The organism is Streptomyces sp. NPDC042259 (genome assembly GCF_055582085.1).
This window is the reverse complement of the sequence record NZ_JBVJDW010000001.1, coordinates 347,721-371,526: the sequence shown is the minus strand read 5'-3', so window position 1 is coordinate 371,526 and position 23,806 is coordinate 347,721. Positions and strand designations below refer to the sequence as shown.

Sequence of the window (23,806 nt, the reverse complement as noted above, 5' to 3'; positions counted from 1 at the left end):
CGCCGGCCAGGCGAGAGGCGCTCGCCGCCGCAGGCGGCACATGCGGCCGTGACCTAACCCCGGTAGCGGTCCCGGCGCGGCTTGCGGCGCCGCAGCGCCGCTTCCGTGAGGCACAGCGCCAGCATCGCGGCCATGGCCGCCACATGCTCCTTGCCCGCCAGGTTGGGCTTGAGGACGGCCTCGCCCACCATGGCGAGCACCACCAGCGCACAGCTGACCCAGGCGCGGTAGCGCCAGGTGACGTACACCGCGAGCCCGACGACCGCCGCCGACGGGCCGGTGTCGATGACCTTGGCCGCCTCCGGCGGCAGACCGAGGACGGAGTCGGGGCCGATGTGGATGGCCAGCCGGGCGTACATCGTGCCGGCCAGGGTGGCCACGTACGCGACGGCCAGCGTCCGCCACTTGCCGAGGGCGATCTCGGCGATGCCGAACACGAGCAGCACCTGGGCCAGCGCCCCCCACACCGGCAGGTCCAGTGCCGGGACGAACAGCGACAGGGGCGTGCGCAGCAGCGCCAGCCACCACGGCAGCCGCGCCTGCACCGAGCCGAGCTTCTGCACCGGCTCGAAGCCCCAGGGCTGGTTCTGGACGATCTGGAAGAGGGCGGTGAGGGCCACGGCCGCCAAGGTCATGGGGACGGCCCCGAGCCGCTTGGCCGTGACCGCGTGCCACACGGTGCCGGCCAGCGGGCCCCACTCGGTGCGCGCGGCGCGACGCAGCGCCGCGCGGTTCATCGCCGGCTCTCCAAATGCTTGCGGTTGAGCCACTTCGGGAGGCCGGGAGCCTCCAGGAAGCCCTCGGCGCGGGCACTGGAGACACCGATCCGCAGCAAGTCACTGCTCTTCTCGAACAGCATGAACCGAGGTTCCCAGATGGGGCGGTACTTCGCATTTGCTCGGTAGAGCGACTCGATCTGCCACCAGCGGGAGAAGAAGCTGAGCAGCGAGCGCCACGCCCGCAGCACCGGGCCCGCCCCGAGCTTCGAGCCGCGCTCGAAGACCGAGCGGAACATCGCGAAGTTCAGCGACACCTGGGCGATGCCCAGCTCCTCGGCCTGCTGGAGCAGCTCGATGACCATGAACTCCATCAGGCCGTTCTCGGAGTCCCGGTCACGCCGCATGAGATCGAGCGACAGGCCCTTGGGCCCCCACGGCACGAAGCTGAGCACCGCGCGCAGCGCACCGTCGCCGTCGTGGCACTCCAGCATCACGCAGCGCCCGTCGTCGGGGTCGCCGAGCCGGCCCAGGGCCATGGAGAAGCCGCGCTCGGTCTCCCCGTCGCGCCAGTCGTCGGCGCGGGCCAGCAGCTCGGCCATCTCCGCCTCGGGGATGTCCTCGTGCCGCCGGATCCGGACGGTGTAACCGGCGCGCTTGACGCGGTTGAACGCCTGGCGGACCGTGCGCATCGCCCTCCCGTCGAGGGTGAACTCGGCGGTCTCCACGATGGCCTCGTCACCGATCTCCAGGGCGTCCAGACCGTGCCGGGCGTAGATCGTGCCGGCCTCCTCGCTCGCGCCCATCACGGCCGGGATCCAGCCGTGCTCCCGGGCCTCGGTCAGCCACGGCTCGATGGCGCCGGGCCAGGCCTCGGGGTCGCCGATCGGGTCGCCGGAGGCCAGGGACACCCCGCCTACGACGCGGTAGGTGACGGCGGCCTTGCCGGTGGGGGACCAGATGACGCTCTTCTCGCGGCGCAGCGCGAAGTAGCCCAGCGAGTCGCGGTCACCGTGCCTGTCGAGCAGGGCGCGCAGCCGCGCCTCGTCCTCGGGGGTGAGCGGGTCGGTGGCGCGGCGGGCGCGGAAGGCCGCGAAGACCACGAGGAGCAGCAGGACCATGCTCATCACGTTGATGAAGACGTCGACCCAGCCGGGGATGGAGATGCCCCGGTACCGGGTGTCGTCGGCGGCCAGCGACACCAGCCGCATGATGCCGTAGTGCCAGCGGTCGAGGAAGGTCGAGCGGTAGTCGTCGGTCGCCTGGTTGGTGGCGGTGACCAGCAGCGCGGCGACCAGCGAGGTGACCAGCAGCCCGCCGGCCGCGACGGCCGAGGCGAGCTTGGGGTTGGCCCGGTCGCCCTTGGCGTAGAACTCGCGGCGGCCCACCAGCAGCGCCACGACGAACAACGCGGTCGCCACCAGCGAGAACCAGTTCAGCGGGTGCCGGTTGAACTCCCGGAAGAACATGGCGAACGCCAGGATCACCAGCAGCAGCCCGGACAGCACGAGGTTCAGGATCCACGAGGCGCGCTTGCGCCGACGCAGGGTGACCGCCATGACGAACGACCACAGCGCCGACGCGAAGCCCGCCGTCAGCAGATAGGGAGTGAAGAACTCCTCGACGTTGTGCCGGCGGATGTCCGCGCCGAACGACACCCAGACCGCGCTGAGCAGATTGACGAACGTCACGGCACGCAGGTACCAGACCGCGAACGCGGCGGCGCGTCGTGACCAGGCCCTGTTGAGGGCGCCTTCCTCCGGAGTCACGCGGACTTCTCCCATGAAAAGTGAGCATATGGGGGCACCTTCTACGGGGAAGTCCGAAGCGCGACGACGAGGTCGGTCAAGTGCGCTCGGGAAATTCCGCCGCCAGGGCCGCGGCCGCCTGCACCAATGGCAGAGCGAGCAGCGCCCCTGTCCCCTCGCCCACACTGACGCCGTGATCCAGCAAAGGGTTGAGCGCCATCCGGTCCAGTGCCTTCGCCTGGGCCGGATCGCCGCTCGCCTGCCCCGCCAGCCACCAGTCGGGGGCCCGGAAGGCCACCCGCTGGGCGACCAGGGCACACGCCGCGGAGACGACTCCGTCGAGGATGACCGGGGTGCGCCGCACGGCGCTCTGCAGCAGGAAGCCGGTGATCGCCGCGAGGTCCGCGCCGCCGCTCGCGGCCAGCAGCTCCAGCTGGTCGCCGAGGACCGGCCGGGCCCGGCGCAGCGCGTCCCGGATCGCGGCGCACTTGCGCATCCACGCCAGGTCGTCGATGCCCGCGCCGCCGCGGCCGGTGACCACGGAGGCGTCGGTGCCGCACAGCGCGGCGATCAGGGTGCCGGCGGCCGTGGTGCCGCCGACGCTCAGGTCGCCCAGCACGACGAGGTCGGTGCCGGAGTCGGCCTCCTCGTCGGCGATCGCCGTCCCGGCACGGAACGCGGCCTCCGCCTCCTCGGCGGTCAGCGCGTCCTCGATGTCGATCCGGCCCGAGCCGCGCCGCACCCGGTGGCGGGTCACGTCCTCGGGCAGCTCGGCCGGGTCGCAGTCGAGCGACATGTCGATCACCCGCAGCCCCGCGCCCAGCCGCCGGGCCAGGATCGCGGCGCTGCTCTCGCCGGCCAGGGCGGCCCGCACGAGACCGACGGCACCGTCCGCCGGGCCGCCGGACACCCCCAGCGCGGCGACCCCGTGGTCACCGGCGAAGACCAGCAGCCTGGCCCGCTCGACAGGCTTGACGGGCACGGCCCCCTGCGCGGCGGCGAGCCACTCGCCCAGCTCGTCCAGCCGCCCCAGCGACCCCGGCCGCGGGCCGGTCCGCTCCCGTCGTTCCTCGGCGTCCCGCCGCACGCCGGAGTCGGGCCGCTCGATCAGCGTGGCGAAGTCATCCAGATTCAGACCGCTCATCCGTCGAACACTACCGGTCGCCTTTGGCTCTGCGGGCCGTGGCGGGTGCCCCTTCGCTGCGCGGCGGGTGTCCTGTGGTGGTGTCCTCAATCGCCGGACGGGCTGCTGTGCTTGTGTCCTCAATCGCCGGACGGGCTTGAATCAAGCCCGTCCGGCGATTGAGGACGCGCCCGCAGGGCGCTCAGCCGCCGCAGGCGGCAAGGCCGGCCGGACACGGCCTAGACCCCCGCCGCCGGCCGTACCGGGAGGGACGCTCTGACCCGGAAGCCAGGGGTACCGCCGGCGCGGGGGCCCGCCTCGCAGGTGCCGCCGAGGGCGGCCGCGCGCTCGCGCATGCCGATCAGGCCGTGGCCCCCGGTGTCCGGGTCCGCGCCGGTGCGGCCGGCGCCGTCGTCGAGGACGGTCAGCTGGAGGCAGTCCGGGGCCCGCAGCAGGGCGACCTCGGCGCGGGCGCCGGGGCCCGCGTGTTTGCGGACGTTGGTCAGGGCTTCCTGGAGCACCCGGTAGGCGGCCAGGTCCACGGCGGCGGGCAGCGGCCCGACGACGTCCGCCGCCCCGGCCGCCCCGGTGGCGGCGCCCGGGCCGTCGGGCAGGGTGGAGGCCGCCACGATCTCGACGCGCAGCCCCACCCGGGCGAACCCGTCGACGAGCTGGTCCAGGACGCCCAGGCCGGGGGCCGGCTCGGTGGGAGCCTCCGGGTCGCCGTACTGGCGCAGCAGACCCACGGTGGCGCGCAGTTCCCCCAGGGCCGAGCGGCTGGCCTCGCGGACGTGCGCGAGGGCCTCCTTCGCCTGCTCGGGGCGGCTGTCCATGATGTGCGCGGCGACCCCGGCCTGCACATTGACCAGCGCGATGTGATGGGCGACGACGTCGTGCAGCTCCCGGGCGATGCGCAGCCGCTCCTCGGCCACCCGGCGGCGGGCCTCCTCCTCGCGGGTGCGCTCGGCCCGCTCGGCCCGCTCCTCGATCGCCGCGACGAAGGCCCGCCGGCTGCGGACGGCGTCGCCCGCGGCGGCCGCCATGCCGGTCCAGGCGAACAGGCCGAGGTTCTCCTGCGCGTACCAGGGGCGGACACCGAAGAGCATGACGGTGCCGGTGAGCACGGCGACGGTCACGGCGGCGATCCGCCACGCGGTGGGCCGGTCGGTGCGGGCCGCGACGGTGTAGAGGGCCACCGCGGCCGTCAGCGCGATCTGGGTGTGCGGCGGGTCGTCGCCGCTGGTGACGGTCTCCAGGAGGGTGAGCGCACTGGTGAAGGCGAGCACGGCACGCGGCATCGGCCGGCGCAGGACGAGGCCGGCGCAGGCACACAGCGACATCAGGACGAACCAGGGCCCCGGCCGGTGCGCCGCGGCGTGCGGGCCGACGTACGCGCCGAGGAGGACGATCGCGAGAACGGCGGTGGCCAGGGCCGTGTCGGCGGCGAAGGGGTGCCCGCGCAGCCAGCGGTGCGGGCGGGCGAGACCTGTGGTGGCGAGGGCGGTCATCGAAGGTCCCATCGGGAGATGCCTGGTGCCGGGCGCGGCCGGCACCGCCGTCGGGTGTTCCCGGCCCGAGCCCGCCGCGCCCCCGTCCCCGGGAAGGGGACGGGGGCGCGGCGGTGCTGGAGTGTGCCGGGGCCGACCGGGGAGCCGGGCGGTCAGCCGGGGATGAGACCGTCGTCGCCGAGCATGGCGCGCACCTCCGACAGGGCGGCGTCGGGCGCGGGCAGGATCAGCTCGGAGGGTTCGAGGGCGTCGTCGGGCAGCGGCTCGCCCAGTCGGCGCACGGCGTCGAGCAGGGTGCCGAGCGTGCGGCGGAAGCCCTCCTCGTCACCGCCCTCCATCTCCTCGAGCAGCTCGTCGTCGAGCTTGTTCAGCTCGGCGAAGTGACTGTCGGCCAGCCTCAGCTGCCCTTCCCCCATGATCCGTACGATCATGACGGTCTCCCTCGGTCGGGTGCGGTGCTTACCGGGTGCCTACTGCTTGTCGAACCGCGGCTGGTCCTGGGTCGTCTGGGGGCGGCCGGCCGCGCCGCCCTCGATGGCCTGCTGCCCGGCGCCGCTGCCGCCCGCCAGCTCCGCCTTCATGCGCTGGAGCTCCAGCTCCACGTCCGAGCCGCCCGAGAGACGGTCCAGCTCGGCGGTGATGTCGTCCTTGGCCGTGCCCGTCGGGTCGTCGAGGGCGCCCGAGGCGAGCAGCTCGTCGATGGCACCGGCACGCGCCTGCATCTGCTGCGTCTTGTCCTCGGCACGCTGGATGGCCATGCCGACGTCGCCCATCTCCTCGGAGATGCCCGAGAAGGCCTCACCGATGCGGGTCTGGGCCTGGGCGGCGGTGTAGGTGGCCTTGATGGTCTCCTTCTTCGTGCGGAAGGCGTCGACCTTGGCCTGCAGACGCTGCGCGGCGAGGGTGAGCTTCTCCTCCTCGCCCTGGAGGGTCTGGTGCTGCGTCTCCAGATCGCTGACCTGCTGCTGCAGCGCGGCCCGCCGGGACAGCGCTTCCCGCGCCAGGTCCTCACGGCCGAGCGCCAGCGCCTTGCGGCCCTGGTCCTCCAGCTTGGACGACTGGCCCTGCAGCTGGTTCAGCTGGAGTTCCAGACGCTTGCGGGACGTCGCCACGTCGGCGACCCCGCGGCGCACCTTCTGCAGCAGTTCCAGCTGCTTCTGGTACGAGTAGTCAAGGGTCTCGCGCGGATCCTCGGCCCGGTCCAGGGCCTTGTTGGCCTTCGCGCGGAAAATCATCCCCATACGCTTCATGACACCGCTCATGGGCCTCGCGCGCCCCCTTCTGACGGACTTTTCGGCTCCAGCACATCTCTCGGAACCCACAGTACGGGCCCTGCTTCCATTACCGCACTGTTCGGGCCCGGATGCGCTCCTCCTCCAGGACGATCACAAGGTCGCCGGCCTCCGGCGCAAGGAGTAGACGTGCCCCCGGGAAGCGGCCGGGGCCGTCCGGCGCGGGGCCCGCCGTTGCCGGATCGTTCCCATGGGGGCTGGGGTACCCACCGGGATACCCGTACCCTTGGGTTTTGTGTTCCGAAGCCGTTCGAAGGATGAGCAGGCCGCCGCCGCCAAGGTGACCGCGGACCAGCCCCAGCAGCCCCGTGACCCGCAGGCCCCCAAGGGCCGCCCCACCCCCAAGCGCAGCGAGGCCACGTCGCAGCGCCGCAGCCTGGCCGGTACGCCGGTCAACCGCAAGGACGCCGCCAAGCGTCAGCGCGAGGCCCGGCGCGTGGACCTGGCCAAGCAGCGCGAGGCCCTCGCCAGCGGGGACGAGCGCTTCCTGCCCGCCCGCGACAAGGGCCCGATCCGCCGTTTCGCGCGCGACTTCGTGGACTCGCGGTACTCCGTGGCGGAGTTCTTCCTGCCGCTCGCCGTGCTGATCCTGATCCTGAGCATGATCAACAAGGGTGACTTCCAGTCGCTCGTGCTGCTGCTGTGGCTCGTCGTGATCCTGCTGATCGTGATCAATTCCGTGATCACGGCCATCGGCCTCAAGCGCGCCCTCAAGCGGCGCTTCCCCGACGAGAACCTGCGCGGCGCGGTGCCGTACGCCCTGATGCGTACGCTCCAGATGCGCCGACTGCGGCTGCCGAAGCCGAAGGTCAAGCGCGGGGAGCGGCCCTGAGCGCCCTGGCGTCGGGCTTCGGTGGCGGTGCGCCCGGCTGGCTGAGCGGTCTCGGCGGGTTACGGAACACCGTCCGCCAAGAGCTGGTCGCCCGGCAGCTGGACGAACAGATAGCGGCCCGGTTCCCGGTCGGGCGACGGCTGCGCGTGCTCGACGTCGGCCTCGGCCAGGGCACGCAGGCCCTGCGGCTGGCCCGCGCCGGCCATGAGGTCACGGGCCTGGAGTCCGACCCGCGCATGGTGGCCGCGGTCCGCACCGCCCTGGCGGCCGAACCCGAGGGCATCCGCGCCCGGGTCCGGCTCATCGAGGGCGACGGCCGGAACACCGGCGCGCACTTCCTTCCCGGGACCTTCGACGTCGTGCTCTGCCACGGCGTCCTGATGTACGTACCGGAACCGGACCCCATGCTCGCCGGGCTCGCCCGGGTCCTCGCGCCGGACGGCCTGCTCTCGCTGGTCGTGCGCAACGCGGACGCGCTCGCGCTGCGCCCGGGGCTGAGCGGGGACTGGGAAAGCTGCCTGGCGGCCTTCGACTCGCCCGCCTACACCAACCGGATCGGTCTGTCCGCCCGCGCCGACCGGCTGGAGACCCTGACGGCGACCCTGGCCGGGATCGGCGCACCGCTGCACACCTGGTACGGCGTGCGCGTCTTCACCGACCAGGCGCCGGACGATCGCCGGCCGCCTTCCGCGGGGGAACTCGCCCGGATCCTGACCGCGGAGGACCGCGCCGGCCGCACGGATCCGTACCGGCGGGTGGCGGCGCTGCTGCATCTGTGCGGGGTGCGGGGGTAGTCGTCGCGACTTCGTCTGCGTTGCCGCCTGCGGCGGCGGGCGCCTCTCGCCTGGCCGGCGGTTTGTCGGCTGCGGGCCGTCTTGGCCGCCTGCGGCGGCAGGCGCCCTGCGGGCGCGTCCTCAATCGCCGGACGGGCTTGATTTGGTCGGCCTCAGCCGCCATCAGCCCGGACGAGCTGATGGCGGCGGCCTCAGCCAATCAAGCCCGTCCGGCGTTTGAGGACACCGCACACCAAGCCCGTCCGGCGATTGAGGACACAGGAACAGCAGCCACGTCACCAGCCCGTCCGGCGAGGACCCCGCCGCGCGCGCAGCGCAAGGGTGCCGTTGGCTCGACCCGTAGCCCACGGCACCCGGTGGCAGCCGGTCAGGCCTCCGTGGCCGCGCGCAGGCTCATTTCGTAGATCTTCGTGTCGTCCTCGAAGAGAGTGACGCGCTCCGCGCCGCCGTCGAGCAGTTCCTTCCAGACCTCGCCGATCCAGGACTCCGCGTCCCCTTGCGTGGTGAACTCCTCCGGCTCCACCGCGGGCGTCGTCTCCGTCCCGTCGGACTTCTCGAACCGCCATGACCACACCATGTCCGCCTCCTGAGTTCTGCCTGCGTACCTCAAGTGCCACGTGCTGTGCAGCGCAGCCTAACGGTCTGTGAAGGACGTGAAAGGGTGAGCCCCGCGCGCCCGGCGCGCGGGGACGCGAGACGATCGTGCTGTGGAACTGACTCTGCTCGGCACCGGAGCCCCCGACGGGCTGCCGCGCCCCGGCTGCCCCTGCGCCTCCTGCGCCACCGCCGTCGGCGACGAGGCGCGTGCCGCGACCGCGGTCCTCGTCGACGGCGCGCTGCTCCTGGACCTCACCCCGGGGCCCGCCTTCGCCGCGGCCCGGGCGGGGCGGTCGATCGCGGGGGTGCGGCAGGTGCTGCTCTCGCACCCGCACGACGGGCCCGCCGTGGAGTTCCCCGCCGGGCTGCCCGCGCCGGGGCGGGTGCCGGACGGGCGGGAGCTGGCGGTGATCAGCGGGCACCGGGTGCGGGCGATGGCCGTGGACGCGCCGGGCACCGGATACGAGGTGACCGGTCCGGAGGGCGAGCGGCTGCTCTATCTGCCGCCGGGCGCCTCCCCGGCCGGGCTCGCGGCACCCGGCGCCCCGGGCCCCTACGACATGGTGCTGCTCGACGTCCTGGGCCGGCCGGACGCCCTGGCCCGGCTGCGGGAGACGGGGTCGGTCGGCGCGACGACGGACGTGCTCGCCGTCCACCTCGACCACGACGTACCGCCGGGCCGCGAGCTGCACCGCAGGCTGGCGGCGCTGGGGGCGCGGACCGTGCCGGACGGCACGACGCTCGTGGTGGGCGACTACCACGCGGTGCCGGACCTGCCCCGGCGGACGCTGGTGCTGGGCGGAGCCCGGTCGGGCAAGTCGGTGGAGGCCGAACGGCGGCTGGAGGGCCTTCCCGACGTGGTCTACGTCGCCACCGGCGGCACCCGCGAGGGCGACCGGGAGTGGGCGGCCCGCATCGCCCTGCACCGCGAACGCCGGCCGGGCTCCTGGCGGACCGCCGAGACCTGCGACCTGGTGCCGCTGCTGGCGCAGGACGGCCCGGCGCTGCTGATCGACTGTCTCGGGCTGTGGCTGACCGACGCGATGGACTCCGTGGGGGCCTGGGACGACGCCGTCTGGGCCAACGGCGGCGCGCGGGCCCTGGCCAAGCGCGTCGCGGAGCTGGCGGCGGCCGTCCGCGCCACCTCGCGCACGGTCGTCCTGGTGAGCAACGAGGCCGGCTCCGGCGTCGTCCCGGCCACCGCTTCCGGCCGGCGTTTCCGCGACGAACTCGGCCGGCTGAACACGGCGGTGGCGGCGGAGTGCGAACACGTCCTGCTGGTGGTGGCGGGCCAGGCGCTGCCGCTGCGCGGCTGAGCCCTCGCCCCCCTCGACCATCCTCGCTTCCCCCGGCTCCGCCCAACTCCGCCCGGCGACCGGGCAACTGACGGCTTCGCCGCTGCGTACGCTGTGCGCATGACTGTGCCCAGCGGAGAGCGGCCCGACCCCATCCGCGTCCTTCTCGCCGACGACCAGGCACTGCTGCGCAGCGCGTTCCGGGTGCTGGTGGACTCGGAGCCGGACATGGAGGTGGTGGGGGAGGCCGCGGACGGGGCCCAGGCGCTCGAACTCGCCCGCGCCCAGGCGCCCGACGTGGTCCTGATGGACATCCGGATGCCCGGCACCGACGGCCTCGCCGCGACCCGCGCCATCTGCTCCGACCCCCGGCTCGCGGAGGTGCGGGTGGTGATGCTGACGACCTTCGAGGTCGACGAGTACGTGGTGCGGTCGCTGCGCGCGGGTGCCTCGGGGTTCCTCGGCAAGGGCGCGGAGCCGGAGGAGCTGCTGGCGGCGATCAGGATCGCGGCGGCGGGGGAGGCACTGCTGTCACCCGCCGCGACGAAGGGACTGATCGCGAAGTTCCTGGCGCAGGGCGGGGCGCACGAGGACTCGGCCGGTCCCGCCGTGCGGCTGGACGTGCTCACCGGGCGGGAGCGCGAGGTGCTGGTCCAGGTGGCGGGCGGGCTGTCCAACGACGAGATCGGCGAGCGGCTGGCGGTCAGCCCGCTGACGGTCAAGACGCACGTCAACCGTGCGATGGCCAAGCTCGGCGCCCGCGACCGGGCCCAGCTGGTGGTGATCGCCTACGAGACCGGGCTGGTGCGCCCGAGGGGCGACTGAAGGGCCGTGCTCCGGGCCCGCACCACCGCCGCGCAGCGGTGGTGCGGGCCCACGAGACCGTTACGGCAGCGCCAGCATCCGCTCCAGGGCCAGCTTGGAGAAGCTCGCGACCTCGGGGTCGACCTCGATCCGGTTCACGACCTTGCCGTCCGCCAGCGACTCCAGCGCCCACACGAGGTGCGGAAGGTCGATCCGGTTCATGGTCGAGCAGAAGCAGACCGTCTTGTCGAGGAAGACGATCTCCTTGCCCTGGTCGGCGAAACGGTTCGCGAGCCGGCGGACCAGGTTGAGTTCGGTGCCGATGGCCCACTTCGACCCGGCCGGGGCGGCCTCCAGGGTCTTGATGATGTACTCCGTCGAGCCGACGTAGTCCGCCGCGGCCACGACCTCGTGCCGGCACTCGGGGTGCACCAGGACGTTGACGCCCGGGATGCGCTCGCGCACGTCGTTGACGGAGTCCAGCGAGAAGCGGCCGTGCACCGAGCAGTGGCCGCGCCAGAGGATCATCTTCGCCGCGCGCAGCTCCTCGACGGTCAGACCGCCGTTCGGCTTGTGCGGGTTGTACAGGACGCAGTCGTCCAGGGACATTCCCATGTCGCGGACGGCCGTGTTGCGGCCCAGGTGCTGGTCCGGCAGGAAGAGGACCTTCTCCCCCTGCTCGAACGCCCAGTTCAGGGCCCGCTCGGCGTTGGAGGAGGTGCAGATCGTGCCGCCGTGCTTGCCGGTGAAGGCCTTGATGTCGGCGGAGGAGTTCATGTACGAGACGGGGACGGTCACGTCCGCTATGCCGGCCTCGGCGAGCACGTCCCAGCACTCGGCGACCTGCTCGGCGGTGGCCATGTCGGCCATCGAGCAGCCCGCGGCCAGGTCCGGCAGGACGACCTGCTGGTCGGCCGTGGTCAGGATGTCCGCGGACTCGGCCATGAAGTGCACACCGCAGAAGACGATGTACTCGGCGTCGGGCCGGGCGGCCGCGTCGCGCGCGAGCTTGAAGGAGTCCCCGGTCACGTCCGCGAACTCGATGACCTCGTCACGCTGGTAGTGGTGGCCGAGCACGAAGACCTTGCTGCCGAGCTTCGCCTTGGCCGCGCGGGCGCGTTCCACCAGGTCCGGGTCGGACGCCGCCGGCAGGTCGCCGGGGCACTCCACACCGCGCTCGCTCCGGGGGTCGGACTCGCGTCCGAGGAGCAGGAGGGCGAGGGGGGAAAGAGAAGGAGCCTGGACATCCAAGGGCTGGGCGGTGGTCACGACACGCACCCTTTCTGTTCTGCGGACGGCCGATCCGGCCTTGTCGTCAAGTTGACGCTATCTATCATAACTGCTTCACGTCAGTTTGACGATGACGATCGTGTCGATGTGACGCATTCCCGATCCGGTGGGCTGTGTGCGAGCATGAAAGACGGAAGTCACAAGTCCAGGCCCGGAATGAATCCGCGGCCTCGCCGGTTGCAGCCGACGGCAAGCAGTCCGCACCAAACCCGGGAGTGAAGCAGATGTCCGTTCAGGACGAGAAGACCACTGTGAGCGACGGCATCCTCCTGTCCGACGCCGCCGCCGCCAAGGTCAAGGGCCTGCTGGAGCAGGAAGGCCGCGACGACCTCGCGCTGCGCGTCGCCGTTCAGCCCGGCGGCTGCTCCGGCCTGCGCTACCAGCTCTTCTTCGACGAGCGTTCGCTCGACGGTGACGTGGTCAAGGACTTCGACGGCGTCAAGGTCGTCACCGACCGGATGAGCGCCCCGTACCTGGGCGGCGCCTCCATCGACTTCGTCGACACGATCGAGAAGCAGGGCTTCACCATCGACAACCCGAACGCCACGGGCTCCTGCGCCTGTGGTGACTCGTTCAACTAGGGCCTGTCGGCTGACGGGCGCGTCCTCAAGCTCCCCCAGCTACCGCTGGGAGGTACCCCGAGGGGCTTGATGCAGGTCCGCGGCCATGATCCTGGCTGTATGCGTGAAGGCGGCGCCCTCCGAGACCGGGGGGCGCCGCCTTCACGCATATCGGCCGGCCGGTGTCACTTCGCCGGCTTCTCCGCCAGGGCGTCGCCGCTCTTGGTGTCCACGACCTTCCGGTCGTCCAGCGGCTCGTCCAGCGTCACCGTCTTCTCGAACGACTTCGCCATCATCACGCAGACCTTGCCCGGTTCCTTCTCCGCGCCCGTGACCTTCACCTTCACCTCGTCCGAGGACTCCTCGGCGGAGGCGGAGAAGTCACTGCAGACCCCGCCCCAGAAGCGCAGGGTGAGCTTGTCGCCGTCCACGGTGTAGGACTCCACCGCCAGCGGCCCGGACTTCGGCGGCACCGAGGAGGACGGCTTAGCGGAGGGCGCCGTGGGCGCCGGAGCCGGCTTGGCGATGAACTTCGGGTCCACCGCCGGCTGGGCGATGATGATGGTGCCCTTCTTGTCCGCCTTGTCCGTGCCGGGCTGCTGAACCCGGAAGAGCCACGACGGCACCAGCGCCTGCCGGCCGTTCACCGCGTGCGAGGCCAGCGCGAACGACGCCCCGCGCACGAGCGCGGGCTCCGCCTGCCCCTTCTGTCCGAGGCTCTTCTCCGAGCACGGCGGGGACGGCTCCCCGGCGCGGTTCCCGTCCGGCTCGTTCGTTTGGTCCGTGCCGTGCGGGACCGCCGACGCGCAGCCGCCGATGACGCCCCGGCCGGTGCCGCCGCCCTTGTTCAGCTCCTTGAGCGCCGCCGCGGCCGTGATCAGCGGGTAGGTGGCGCCCTTCTTCGGGGTCTGCAGCGTTCCGCTGCCGCCCACGAGCTGCGCGTCGGCACCGACCTTCAGGCTGGTCTGCCAGCCGTAGGTGGGCGTGCCGCCGAGCACCGGCTCCGCCGTGACGGTCCGCACGGCCCCGAAGAGCACGCTCGCGTCGAGCTTCGCGTCGTCCTGCCCCAGCGCCTTCAGCACGGGGGCGGCGGCTTCCTCGGCCCGCTCCTTGGACACCGGCCCCGCACCATCGTCCGACGGCGCCGGGGCGCCGTCCCGGAAGGACGGGCACGGCTTCGACGCCGGCGTCCCCGAGGGATCGGCACCGGACAGCTCCACGGTCTTCTCCGGCCCGCCGCCCGACGGCGGTACACAGGGCTTGCCGCCCGGGACTCCGTACCGCGAGAACGACCAATTGCCCGGCCCGGACCGCTGCACCTGGAGGGTCGGCCCGGCCGCGTCCGGGGCGCCGCCCACCTGCCACACGTCCTTGTCGAGCGTGGGCGTGCCCGGCACCTTCAACGCCTTCGCCAGGGCCGCCACCTCGCTCCGGCCGACCTCGCGCCCCGGCAGGTAGACGGGCGCCGTCCGCGGCCCGTCGGGCAGCTTCCCCTCGGCCCGGTACCGGGCACCGTTCGGGTCCGGCTCACCCACCGCGATGCCCCGGGAGGGGCCGCCGCTCCCGCCCGCCCGGCCGTAGCCGTCCAGGGCGAGCGGCGCCGGAGCGCCGTTCCCGCCGGACGGGCTCGTGTCCTTGCCGTCGGCCGCGGTGGTGGCCCAGTACGCGCCCCCGCCACCGGCCAGCAGCACCGCCGCCGCCACCGATACGACCGCCAACGGCGAATGCCTCCGTTGGCGCTTGCTGTCGGGGGTGCCGCCTTCGGTGCTCACCACATCGCTCCTTCGCTCCGCTCAATGTGTGTACTGCGCCATCCCCCGTGAGGGGGACGCCGCTTGGACGGAACACAGGAGCGAGCGGTTCCACGAGCCCCTTCGAGGGAGCTTCGGGGGCCGTCAGTCGCCGTAGTCCGACATGCCGTCGATCAGCCGCGCGGAGGCCACGGGGACCGAGACGCCGTGGATGCGCGAGGGCGGTACGGGCGTGGCCACCGGGGCCGGAGCGGAGACGGTCCAGTGCGCCGCCATCGCCGCGCAGCAGCCGCGCAGCTCGTCCAGCGACTCGGGGTCGTCGGCGGAAGTGAGAGTGACGTCCTTCACAGGGTTCGGCATACCCGCACCGTAAGCACCAGGCGGCACGCGGAGAAAGGCCTACTATTTGGTAATTTTGGCCGTTCAGTGGCTTGAAACGAGCGCGGCGACGCTATCCGGACCCGGTAGCGTGGTGTGGCTCTTCTTGTTTTTCTCCTTATGTCACCTCGCCCCGCAGGGAGCAGACCAGCCGTGCGTATCGCAGTCACCGGCTCCATCGCCACCGACCACCTGATGACGTTCCCCGGCCGCTTCGCCGATCAGCTCGTGGCGGACCAGCTGCACACCGTCTCGCTCTCCTTCCTCGTCGACGAACTCGACGTCCGCCGGGGCGGCGTCGGCCCCAACATCTGCTTCGGCATGGGCGTGCTCGGTCTGCGCCCGGTGCTGGTCGGCGCCGCCGGCCAGGACTTCGCCGAGTACCGCGCGTGGCTCGACCGGCACGGCGTCGACACCGCGTCGGTGCGGATCTCCGAGGTCCTGCACACGGCCCGCTTCGTCTGCACCACGGACACCGACCACAACCAGATCGCGTCGTTCTACACCGGCGCGATGAGCGAGGCCCGCCAGATCGAGCTGCACCCGGTCGCCGAGCGGGTCGGCGGGCTCGACCTCGTCCTGATCGGCGCCGACGACCCCGAGGCGATGCTGCGCCACACCGAGGAGTGCCGTACCCGTGCCATCCCCTTCGCGGCCGACCCCTCCCAGCAGCTCGCCCGGCTGGAGGGCGAGGACATCCGCCTGCTGATCGAGGGCGCCACGTACCTGTTCACCAACGAGTACGAGAAGGCCCTGATCGAGTCCAAGACGGGCTGGACGGACAACGAGATCCTCGCCAAGGTCGGCACCCGGGTCACCACCCTCGGCGCGCGCGGCGTCCGGATCGAGCGCGCCGGCGAGCCGGCCATCGAGGTCGGCTGCGCGCAGGAAGAGGCCAAGGTCGACCCCACGGGCGTCGGCGACGCCTTCCGCGCGGGCTTCCTCGCCGGTGTGACCTGGGAACTCTCCCTCGAACGCGCCGCGCAGCTGGGCTGCATGCTCGCGACGCTCGTCATCGAGACCCTCGGCACCCAGGAGTACGAGCTGCGCCGCGGCCACTTCATGGACCGCTTCGCCAAGGCGTACGGTGAGGCTGCCGCCGCCGAGGTCAAGGCTCGCCTGGCCTAGGTCCGACCGGCGGTGTCCTCAATCGCCGGACGGGCTGCTATTGGCTGAGGTCAGCCGAAACCAGCCCGTCCGGCGATTGAGGACGCGCCCGCAGGGCGCTCGCCGCCGCAGGCGGCAACGACGGCCCGCGGCCGAAGAGCGTCGAACGCGCCCTAAACCCGCCTACGGACGGCGTAAGCCGCCCCCCGCTCAGCCGGACGCTCGCCCACATACTCCTGGCCCCGCATCTCGCACCACGCCGGGATGTCCAGCCGGGCCGCCTCGTCGTCGGACAGCACCGTCACCAGGCCGCCCACCGGCACCTCGCCGATGACCTTCGCCAGCTCGATCACCGGGATCGGGCACCGCTTGCCGAGCGCGTCGAGCATCAGCTCCGCCTCGCCGCCGGCCGGGGCCGCCGTGGTGGCCGGGGCCGCCGTGCCGCCCGTCGGTGCCCCCAGCTGCTCCCGTACGGACGACACCGCCCGGGGCAGCACCGCCAGGAAGCGTTCGACGTCCTCGTCCGTCGTGCCCGTCGGCAGCGACACCCGGATGTTGCCCTCCGACAGCACTCCCATCGCCCTCAGCACATGGCTCGGCACCAGGGTGCTGGAGGTGCAGGAGGAGCCGGAGGAGACGGAGAACCCGGACCGGTCCAGAGCGTGCAGCAGGGCCTCACCGTCGACATACAGACACGAGAAGGTGACCAGATGCGGCAGTCGGCGCACCGGGTCGCCGACCACCTCCACATCCGGTACGAGGTGCGGCACCCGCTCCCGGATCCGGTCCACCAGCCCCCGCAGCCGGGCCCCTTCGGCCGCCGCCTCCTGCCGTACGGCCCGTAGCGACGCGGCCGCCGCCACGATGGCGGGCAGGTTCGGGAAACCGGGGGCCCGGCCCGACTCCCGCTCGTCCTCCGGGCCCCGGGCGGCGAACCGCACGCCCTTGCGCACGGCCAGCAGACCCACCCCCGACGGGCCGCCCCACTTGTGCGCGCTCGCCGTCAGCAGCGACCAGCCTTCGGCGACCGGCCCCCAGCCGAGCGACTGGGCGGCATCCACGAGCAGCGGCACTCGTGCCTCCCGGCAGGCCTCGGCCACCGCGGCCACCGGCTGCTCGGTGCCCACTTCGTGGTTGGCCGACTGCAAGGCGGCCAGTGCGGTGTCGGGGCGCAGGGCCGCCGCGAACGCGCCGGGCTCGACGCGGCCGGTACGGTCCACCGGGACCTCGGTGACGGCACCGCCCGCCGACCGGAGGGCCGCCGCGCTCTGCAGGACGGCGGAGTGTTCGACGGCGGACACCGCCAGATGCCGGCCGACGCGCCGACGGCCCGCGAGCGCGCCGGCGATCCCGTCGTGCAATGCGCGGGTACCCGATGGGGTGAAGACGAGTTCGTCGGCCCGGCACCCCACGGCCTCCGCCGCGGCCTCGCGCGCGGCGTCCAGCAACAGCCGGGCCCGGCGGCCCTCGCGGTAGAGGCGCGCCGGATCGGCCCAGCCCTCGTCGAGGGCGGCGAGCAGCGCCTGACGGGCGACGGGATGCAACGGAGCGGCGGACGCGGTATCGAAGTAGGGCACGTGTGGAACGCTAACGCCCAGCTGTGCTCTGTCCTCAATCGCCGGACGGGCTCAATTCGAGCCCGTCCGGCGATTGAGGACGCGCCCGCAGGGCGCCGTGCCGCCGCAGGCGGCGAGGCGGGCCGCAGGTCGAAGGAGCCGCCGCCCAGGCAAGAGGCGCCCGCCGCCGCAGGCGGCCAAGACGGGCCGCAGGCCGAAGAAGACGTCGGCCAGGCGAGAGTCGCCGACCGCCGGAGGCACAGGCTCCGCCACCTGCCACATCGGCGGCGCAGCCGCAGGTCGCGGCCGTCTGACGGTCCTCCAGATGGCCCACGGAGCCGCTAATTCCATCCCTTCGGGGTGTGACCCGGCGCGTTGGGCACCCTCCCCGCGCGACCCCAAATAGCGTCCAGTAGGGTTTGGTCCGCATAAACATCCAAACCCCTGCCCGCACGGGCCGGCGACCGACCCGAGACGGCCGCAGCCGGCCGCGCGGGCGAGACTCTCGGGAAGGCGCTACGTGAGTCCCAACGGCTCCGACCGCTCGTCGCGGCGCCCGGTGCGGCGGAAGCTGCTGCAGGCGCTGGCCGCGGGCGCTGTCCTTGCGACCGCCACCGGTTGCACATCGAAGGACTTCCCCCGCCTCGGAATGCCCACTCCCGTCACGGAAGAGGCGCCGCGGATCCTCTCCCTGTGGCAGGGCTCCTGGGCCGCCGCCCTCGCGGTCGGCGTACTGGTGTGGGGCCTGATCATCTGGAGCGTCATCTTCCACCGGCGCAGCCGGAGCAAGGTCGAGGTTCCCCCGCAGACCCGGTACAACATGCCCATCGAGGCGCTGTACACCGTGGTCCCGATCATCATCGTGTCGGTGCTCTTCTACTTCACCGCGCGCGATGAGAACAAGCTCCTGACCAACCCCGCGAAGCCTAAGCACGTCATCAACGTGGTCGGTTTCCAGTGGAGCTGGGCGTTCAACTACATGGAGAACGTCGACGGCAACGCCGCCACCCCGGCGAAGCCGCTCCGCCAGAACAAGGACCTGGACGCGATCCCCGACCGGTTCCTGGCGAAGGCACCGGCCGGCGCCGAGGGCGTCAACGACGTCGGTACCCCCGGTGACCGGAACCCGCAGACTCACAACCCGGGCCCCACGCTGTGGCTGCCCAAGGGTGAGACGGTCCAGTTCATCCTGACCTCGCGGGACGTCTCCCACTCCTTCTGGGTGGTGCCGTTCCTGATGAAGCAGGACGTTCTCCCGGGGCACACCAACAGCTTCACGGTGACCCCGAACAAGGAGGGCACCTTCCTGGGCAAGTGCGCCGAGCTGTGCGGCCAGGACCACTCCCGCATGCTCTTCAACGTCAAGGTCGTCTCCCCGGAGCGCTACAAGGCGCACCTGGAGGAACTGGCGAAGAAGGGCCAGACCGGTTACCAGCCGGCGGGCATCGCGCAGACCCCTCACGCGAAGAACGCGGAGACCAAGAACCAGTGAGCATCCTCAACGAACCCCAGGGTGCCGCCGCCGCGACAGCCACGGCAGCACCGCCCGTACGCCAGAAGCAGCCCGGTAATCAGGTGATCAAGTGGCTCACCACCACTGACCACAAGACGATCGGCACGATGTACCTGGTCACGTCGTTCGCGTTCTTCTGCATCGGCGGCGTGATGGCGCTCCTCATGCGCGCCGAACTCGCCCGTCCCGGCACGCAGATCATGTCGAACGAGCAGTTCAACCAGGCGTTCACGATGCACGGCACGATCATGCTGCTGATGTTCGCGACGCCGCTGTTCGCCGGATTCGCGAACTGGATCATGCCGCTGCAGATCGGCGCGCCCGACGTGGCGTTCCCGCGGCTGAACATGTTCGCCTACTGGCTGTACCTCTTCGGCTCGCTGATCGCGGTGGGCGGCTTCCTCACCCCGCAGGGTGCGGCCGACTTCGGCTGGTTCGCCTACGCGCCGCTGTCCGACGCGGTGCACTCGCCGGGTGTCGGCGCCGACATGTGGATCATGGGTCTGGCCTTCTCCGGCTTCGGCACGATCCTCGGTTCGGTCAACTTCATCACCACGATCATCTGCATGCGCGCGCCCGGCATGACGATGTTCCGCATGCCGATCTTCACCTGGAACGTCCTGCTGACCGGTGTCCTGGTCCTGCTGGCCTTCCCGGTGCTCGCCGCCGCGCTGTTCGCCCTGGAGGCGGACCGTAAGTTCGGGGCGCAGATCTTCAGTCCGGCCAACGGCGGAGTCCTGCTCTGGCAGCACCTCTTCTGGTTCTTCGGTCACCCCGAGGTCTACATCATCGCGCTGCCGTTCTTCGGCATCATCTCCGAGGTCATTCCGGTCTTCTCCCGGAAGCCGATGTTCGGTTACATCGGTCTGATCGCGGCGACGATCTCGATCGCCGGTCTGTCGGTGACGGTCTGGGCGCACCACATGTACGTCACCGGTGGCGTGCTGTTGCCCTTCTTCTCCTTCATGACCTTCCTGATCGCGGTCCCGACCGGTGTGAAGTTCTTCAACTGGATCGGCACCATGTGGAAGGGCTCGCTGTCCTTCGAGACCCCGATGCTGTGGGCCGTCGGCTTCCTGATCACCTTCACCTTCGGTGGTCTGACCGGCGTCATCCTCGCCTCGCCCCCGATGGACTTCCACGTCTCCGACTCGTACTTCGTGGTCGCGCACTTCCACTACGTCATCTTCGGCACCGTGGTGTTCGCGATGTTCTCCGGCTTCCACTTCTGGTGGCCGAAGTTCACGGGCAAGATGCTTGACGAGCGACTGGGCAAGATCACCTTCTGGACGCTGTTCGTGGGCTTCCACGGCACGTTCCTGGTGCAGCACTGGCTGGGTGCCGAGGGCATGCCGCGTCGTTACGCGGACTACCTCGCGGCCGACGGCTTCACCCTGCTGAACACCATCTCGACGATCAGCTCGTTCCTGCTCGGTCTGTCGATGCTGCCCTTCATGTACAACGTGTGGAAGACCGCGAAGTACGGCAAGAAGGTGGAGGTCGACGACCCGTGGGGTTACGGCCGTTCGCTGGAGTGGGCGACGTCCTGCCCGCCGCCGCGGCACAACTTCATCACCCTGCCGCGGATCCGGTCCGAATCCCCGGCGTTCGACCTGCACCACCCGGAGATCGCGGCTCTCGAGCTCGAAGAGAACCTCTCCGCGGATGACAAGGCCCTCGCGGGTGGCAAGGAGGCCGGCAAGTGAAGATCCAAGGCCGGATGTTCATCTGGCTCGCCGTCTTCATCCTCGCCATGGCGGTCGTCTATGGCGTGTGGTCGAAGGAGCCGGTCGGCACCACGGCACTGTTCCTGTCCTTCGGTCTGAGCATCATGATCGGTTACTACCTGGCGTTCACCGCGCGCCGGGTGGACACCGGCGCCCAGGACGACAAGGACGCGGACGTCGCCGACGACGCCGGTGAGCTGGGCTTCTTCGCCCCGCACAGCTGGCAGCCGCTGTCCCTGGCCATCGGTGGCGCCATCGCCTTCATGGGCGTCATCTTCGGCTGGTGGCTGATGTTCTTCGGAGCGCCGATCATCATGATCGGTCTCTTCGGCTGGGTGTTCGAGTTCTACCGCGGCGCGGACCAGAACCAGTAGGTTCACCGCGGCCGTCGGCGATCGGGCCCCGCACACCCTCGGGTGTGCGGGGCCCGACGTGTTTCCCCCTTGCCGCCCCTCGCCCGTCTTTCCACCCGTTCGGAGCCGTCCCGCGAGCCGGGCCCCGCGTTCCTCCCTACGGTGGGGACCATGAGCCACTCACCTCGACGCCGCACGGTGCTCGCCCGCGCCCTGCTGGTGGTTCCCGTGGCGCTGGGGGCCGCCGCGTGCGGCGGCTCGTCCAACCCACTGGCCGCCAAGCCCTACGACGCCACCCGGAACGTGGCCCTCACCAGCGCGCGGGAAGGCAAGCCCGCCGATCCGGGCAAGCCCCTGGAAGTACGGGCCGAGCACGGAGACAAAATCACCGACGTCACCGCGACGGACGCCGCCGGACGGTACGTCAAGGGCGAGCTGGCGGCCGACGGTTCCCGCTGGCACAGCACCGGCGCGCTGGCCGCCGGCGCGCACTACACGGTGCGCGTCAGCGTGGAGGACGAGGACGGGGCCCAAGGGCGCCGGACGCTCGGTTTCGACACCAGCGCGGCCGACCGGCTGCTGCGCGTCGCCTTCGGCCCGCAGAAGGGCACCTACGGCGTCGGACAGCCCATCACCGCGGAACTCAGCGCCCCCGTCGAGGACCCGGCCGCCCGGGCCGTCGTGGAGCGCACCCTGCGCGTCGACTCCACCCCGGCCGTCGAGGGCGCCTGGCACTGGGTGGACAACCGGACGCTGCACTACCGTCCGCGCGAGTACTGGCCCGCCCACGCCACCATCGACGTGCGCTCCAACCTGGACGGCATCAAGGTGGGCGGCGGCCTCTACGGCGGCCCCTCCGCGCCCCTGCGGATCACCACCGGCGACCGCGTCGAGGCCGTCACGGACGCGAGCGCGCACTACATGACCGTGCTGCGCAACGGCCAGCAGATCCGGACCATCCCGGTGACCACCGGCAAGCCCGGCTACGCCACCCGCAACGGGGTCAAGGTGATCCTCGGCAGGGAATCCTTCGTACGGATGCGCGGCACCAGCATCGGCATCTCCGAGGGCAGCTCGGACTCCTACGACCTGCCGGTCTACTGGGCCACCCGGGTCACCTGGAGCGGCGAGTACGTGCACGCCGCTCCCTGGTCCGTGGGCTCGCAGGGGGCGGACAACGTCAGCCACGGCTGCACGGGCATGAGCACGGACAACGCCAAGTGGTTCTTCGACACCGTCAAGGTCGGCGACATCGTGAAGGTCGTCGGCAGCGCGGGGGAGACCATGACGCCGTTCGACAACGGCTTCGGCGACTGGAACATGCCCTGGGAGACATGGCGCCGGGGCAGTGCCCTCGTCGCCGGGAAGCGCGACGGGAGCAGCCCCGCCGATGCGGCCCGCCTGCGACCGAGGGTGTAGCCGGACCCCCCGGCGGGCCCCGGCGCCCCCGCCCGGGCACAACGGCCCGCCGGGCGCCCCGGGGGCGCCGCCGGGCCCGTGCCGGCCGGGCCCGCGCCCGTCAGACCTCCACGGCCGGTTTCGCGCGCAGCAGCCCGGCCAGCGCGCCGGCGAACGCCACCGGGTCCACCGGATGCGTCACCACGGCGTCCGCCCGGCTCCAGGTGGCCAGCCAGGCGTCCTGCGCCCGCCCGATGAGCAGCAGGACGGGCGGGCAGCGGAAGATCTCGTCCTTGAGCTGCCGGCAGACGCCCATGCCGCCGGCGGGGGCCGTCTCGCCGTCCAGCACGCACACGTCGACGCGGCGCTCCGCCAGGGTCTTCAGGACGGCCGGCAGGGTCGCGCACTCCACGTACTCCACCGGCGGCACATCGGCCGCGGGACGCCGTCCGGCGGCCAGCCGCACCTGCTCCCGGGTGCCCGCGTCGTCGCTGTAGACCAGCACCGTGGCAGTCGGCTGCATCGTTCCTCCAGGCTCGTGAACAGTCGTGAGAACAGGCTCGTGAACGGAAGTGCGGACACGCGTGCGGGCGGATTCACGGGAACGGGCGCCGCCCAGCGGATGCTACTCCGCGAGCGCCGCGCCGGAGGAGGGGTCGGTATCGTGGAAGATCGGCCGGACACGCCGTCAGCACCGGTCGCGACGGGGGTCGTGGAGCCCTGTGGAACGTCTGCTTCCCCCCTTTGGGGGACGCCGGCAATGGGCCGTACGAGCAGGGCATACGCCCTTGACACACCGAACGGCACCCCCCGGAGTGAGCGCGAGATAAGCGACCGACATAATGTCGGTCGTGGCGACAGCAACAGCAGTAGATACCGGGCACGCGCACCCCTCGGTCAACCGACCGAACCTCACCAGCGTCGGAACCATCATCTGGCTGAGTTCCGAGCTGATGTTCTTCGCGGCCCTCTTCGCGATGTACTTCACCCTGCGATCGGTGATGGGCACCGACCACTGGAAGGAAATGGCGGACAGCCTGAACCTTCCGTTCTCGGCGACCAACACCACGATCCTGGTGCTCTCCTCCCTCACCTGCCAGCTCGGTGTCTTCGCGGCCGAGCGTGGCGACGTGAAGAAGTTGCGCACCTGGTTCGTGGTCACCTTCGTGATGGGTGCCATCTTCATCGGCGGCCAGGTGTTCGAGTACACCGAACTGGTCAAGAAGGACGGGCTCTCGCTCTCCTCCGACCCGTACGGCTCGGCCTTCTACCTGACGACCGGCTTCCACGGACTGCATGTGACGGGCGGTCTCATCGCCTTCCTGCTGGTCCTGGGCAGGACGTACGCGGCCAAGAGGTTCACCCACCACCAGGCGACGGCGGCCATCGTCGTGTCCTACTACTGGCACTTCGTCGACGTGGTCTGGATCGGGCTCTTCGCCACGATCTACTTGATCAAGTAAA

General features: G+C 71.6%; 23 protein-coding genes. 11 read left to right on the top strand and 12 right to left on the bottom strand.

The genetic code is table 11. The annotated features are described in order from the left end of the window. Window positions 1-53 precede the first annotated feature (53 nt). The 6 genes from ACZ6MA_RS01705 to ACZ6MA_RS01680 form a co-directional block, all read right to left on the bottom strand. The gene (locus tag ACZ6MA_RS01705; RefSeq protein WP_469430218.1) at window positions 54-737 is read right to left on the bottom strand and encodes a hypothetical protein; all 684 of its coding nucleotides are present in this window, start codon (window positions 735-737) and stop codon (window positions 54-56) included. Then, entirely contained in the window at window positions 734-2,500 is a 1,767-nt protein-coding gene (locus ACZ6MA_RS01700; RefSeq protein WP_469430216.1) for a phosphatidylglycerol lysyltransferase domain-containing protein, read from the bottom strand. The genes ACZ6MA_RS01705 and ACZ6MA_RS01700 overlap by 4 nt, the downstream gene beginning before the upstream one ends. A 61-nt stretch (window positions 2,501-2,561) precedes the next feature. After that, window positions 2,562-3,608, bottom strand: coding sequence for a nicotinate-nucleotide--dimethylbenzimidazole phosphoribosyltransferase (locus tag ACZ6MA_RS01695; RefSeq protein WP_469430215.1), 1,047 nt, complete (start codon window positions 3,606-3,608; stop codon window positions 2,562-2,564). Window positions 3,609-3,826: 218 nt separating this feature from the next. Beyond that, window positions 3,827-5,107 carry a sensor histidine kinase gene (locus ACZ6MA_RS01690; protein WP_469430213.1) on the bottom strand — a complete coding sequence of 427 codons (1,281 nt, stop codon included), beginning with the start codon at window positions 5,105-5,107 and terminating at the stop codon, window positions 3,827-3,829. 140 nt (window positions 5,108-5,247) lie between these two features. After that, window positions 5,248-5,526 (bottom strand): PspA-associated protein PspAA, encoded by a 279-nt coding sequence (pspAA, locus tag ACZ6MA_RS01685; RefSeq protein WP_469430211.1) that lies wholly within the window; start codon window positions 5,524-5,526, stop codon window positions 5,248-5,250. A gap of 39 nt (window positions 5,527-5,565) precedes the next feature. Further along, on the bottom strand, window positions 5,566-6,345 hold the full coding sequence (locus ACZ6MA_RS01680) for a PspA/IM30 family protein (RefSeq protein WP_469430210.1): 780 nt from the start codon (window positions 6,343-6,345) through the stop codon (window positions 5,566-5,568). A gap of 277 nt (window positions 6,346-6,622) precedes the next feature. Here ACZ6MA_RS01680 and ACZ6MA_RS01675 point away from each other — a divergent pair, with 277 nt between their 5' ends. Further along, window positions 6,623-7,219 (top strand): DUF3043 domain-containing protein, encoded by a 597-nt coding sequence (locus ACZ6MA_RS01675; protein WP_469430209.1) that lies wholly within the window; start codon window positions 6,623-6,625, stop codon window positions 7,217-7,219. A gap of 41 nt (window positions 7,220-7,260) precedes the next feature. Then, window positions 7,261-8,013: a class I SAM-dependent methyltransferase gene (locus ACZ6MA_RS01670; RefSeq protein ID WP_469431160.1), complete on the top strand. Its 753-nt coding sequence runs from the start codon at window positions 7,261-7,263 to the stop codon at window positions 8,011-8,013. 367 nt (window positions 8,014-8,380) lie between these two features. On the opposite strand, the gene ACZ6MA_RS01665 is transcribed toward ACZ6MA_RS01670, so the two are convergent. Then, entirely contained in the window at window positions 8,381-8,590 is a 210-nt protein-coding gene (locus tag ACZ6MA_RS01665) for a hypothetical protein (protein ID WP_469430208.1), read from the bottom strand. A gap of 130 nt (window positions 8,591-8,720) precedes the next feature. On the opposite strand from ACZ6MA_RS01665, the gene ACZ6MA_RS01660 reads away from it, so the two are divergent. Together ACZ6MA_RS01660 and ACZ6MA_RS01655 are read left to right on the top strand one after the other, a co-directional pair. Continuing rightward, on the top strand, window positions 8,721-9,926 hold the full coding sequence (locus ACZ6MA_RS01660) for a bifunctional adenosylcobinamide kinase/adenosylcobinamide-phosphate guanylyltransferase (protein ID WP_469430206.1): 1,206 nt from the start codon (window positions 8,721-8,723) through the stop codon (window positions 9,924-9,926). 99 nt (window positions 9,927-10,025) lie between these two features. Next, on the top strand, window positions 10,026-10,730 hold the full coding sequence (locus tag ACZ6MA_RS01655; protein WP_469430205.1) for a response regulator: 705 nt from the start codon (window positions 10,026-10,028) through the stop codon (window positions 10,728-10,730). A 60-nt stretch (window positions 10,731-10,790) separates the two neighbouring features. Here the strand turns inward: ACZ6MA_RS01655 and nadA are convergent, their stop codons facing one another. Further along, entirely contained in the window at window positions 10,791-11,978 is a 1,188-nt protein-coding gene (nadA, locus tag ACZ6MA_RS01650; protein ID WP_469430204.1) for a quinolinate synthase NadA, read from the bottom strand. 245 nt (window positions 11,979-12,223) lie between these two features. On the opposite strand from nadA, the gene ACZ6MA_RS01645 reads away from it, so the two are divergent. Further along, on the top strand, window positions 12,224-12,580 hold the full coding sequence (locus ACZ6MA_RS01645; RefSeq protein ID WP_469430203.1) for a HesB/IscA family protein: 357 nt from the start codon (window positions 12,224-12,226) through the stop codon (window positions 12,578-12,580). Between the two features lie 164 nt (window positions 12,581-12,744). Here ACZ6MA_RS01645 and ACZ6MA_RS01640 read toward each other — a convergent pair whose 3' ends face one another. Both ACZ6MA_RS01640 and ACZ6MA_RS01635 read right to left on the bottom strand, forming a co-directional pair. Next, window positions 12,745-14,331, bottom strand: coding sequence for a hypothetical protein (locus tag ACZ6MA_RS01640; protein ID WP_469430201.1), 1,587 nt, complete (start codon window positions 14,329-14,331; stop codon window positions 12,745-12,747). Window positions 14,332-14,454: 123 nt separating this feature from the next. Beyond that, the gene (locus tag ACZ6MA_RS01635) at window positions 14,455-14,670 is read right to left on the bottom strand and encodes a hypothetical protein (protein WP_469430199.1); all 216 of its coding nucleotides are present in this window, start codon (window positions 14,668-14,670) and stop codon (window positions 14,455-14,457) included. Window positions 14,671-14,841: 171 nt separating this feature from the next. Between ACZ6MA_RS01635 and ACZ6MA_RS01630 the strand changes: the two genes are divergently transcribed. Continuing rightward, window positions 14,842-15,816: a carbohydrate kinase family protein gene (locus tag ACZ6MA_RS01630; RefSeq protein WP_469430197.1), complete on the top strand. Its 975-nt coding sequence runs from the start codon at window positions 14,842-14,844 to the stop codon at window positions 15,814-15,816. Window positions 15,817-15,968: 152 nt separating this feature from the next. Here the strand turns inward: ACZ6MA_RS01630 and ACZ6MA_RS01625 are convergent, their stop codons facing one another. Continuing rightward, window positions 15,969-17,372 carry an aminotransferase class V-fold PLP-dependent enzyme gene (locus ACZ6MA_RS01625; RefSeq protein WP_469430196.1) on the bottom strand — a complete coding sequence of 468 codons (1,404 nt, stop codon included), beginning with the start codon at window positions 17,370-17,372 and terminating at the stop codon, window positions 15,969-15,971. A 499-nt stretch (window positions 17,373-17,871) separates the two neighbouring features. Here ACZ6MA_RS01625 and ctaC point away from each other — a divergent pair, with 499 nt between their 5' ends. The 4 genes from ctaC (at window position 17,872) to ACZ6MA_RS01605 (ending at window position 22,363) form a co-directional block, all read left to right on the top strand. After that, entirely contained in the window at window positions 17,872-18,843 is a 972-nt protein-coding gene (gene ctaC / locus ACZ6MA_RS01620; protein WP_469430194.1) for an aa3-type cytochrome oxidase subunit II, read from the top strand. Further along, window positions 18,840-20,570 (top strand): aa3-type cytochrome oxidase subunit I, encoded by a 1,731-nt coding sequence (gene ctaD / locus ACZ6MA_RS01615; protein ID WP_469430192.1) that lies wholly within the window; start codon window positions 18,840-18,842, stop codon window positions 20,568-20,570. The genes ctaC and ctaD overlap by 4 nt, the downstream gene beginning before the upstream one ends. Beyond that, window positions 20,567-20,965, top strand: a complete 399-nt coding sequence (locus ACZ6MA_RS01610; protein ID WP_469430190.1) for a cytochrome c oxidase subunit 4 — start codon at window positions 20,567-20,569, stop codon at window positions 20,963-20,965. Before ctaD ends, ACZ6MA_RS01610 begins: the two co-directional genes overlap by 4 nt. A 150-nt stretch (window positions 20,966-21,115) precedes the next feature. Continuing rightward, window positions 21,116-22,363 (top strand): L,D-transpeptidase, encoded by a 1,248-nt coding sequence (locus tag ACZ6MA_RS01605; RefSeq protein WP_469430188.1) that lies wholly within the window; start codon window positions 21,116-21,118, stop codon window positions 22,361-22,363. 100 nt (window positions 22,364-22,463) lie between these two features. On the opposite strand, the gene ACZ6MA_RS01600 is transcribed toward ACZ6MA_RS01605, so the two are convergent. Next, window positions 22,464-22,865 (bottom strand): response regulator transcription factor, encoded by a 402-nt coding sequence (locus tag ACZ6MA_RS01600; protein ID WP_469430186.1) that lies wholly within the window; start codon window positions 22,863-22,865, stop codon window positions 22,464-22,466. 319 nt (window positions 22,866-23,184) lie between these two features. Here ACZ6MA_RS01600 and ctaE point away from each other — a divergent pair, with 319 nt between their 5' ends. Further along, window positions 23,185-23,805, top strand: a complete 621-nt coding sequence (ctaE, locus tag ACZ6MA_RS01595) for an aa3-type cytochrome oxidase subunit III (protein WP_469430184.1) — start codon at window positions 23,185-23,187, stop codon at window positions 23,803-23,805. Window position 23,806: the final 1 nt, after the last annotated feature.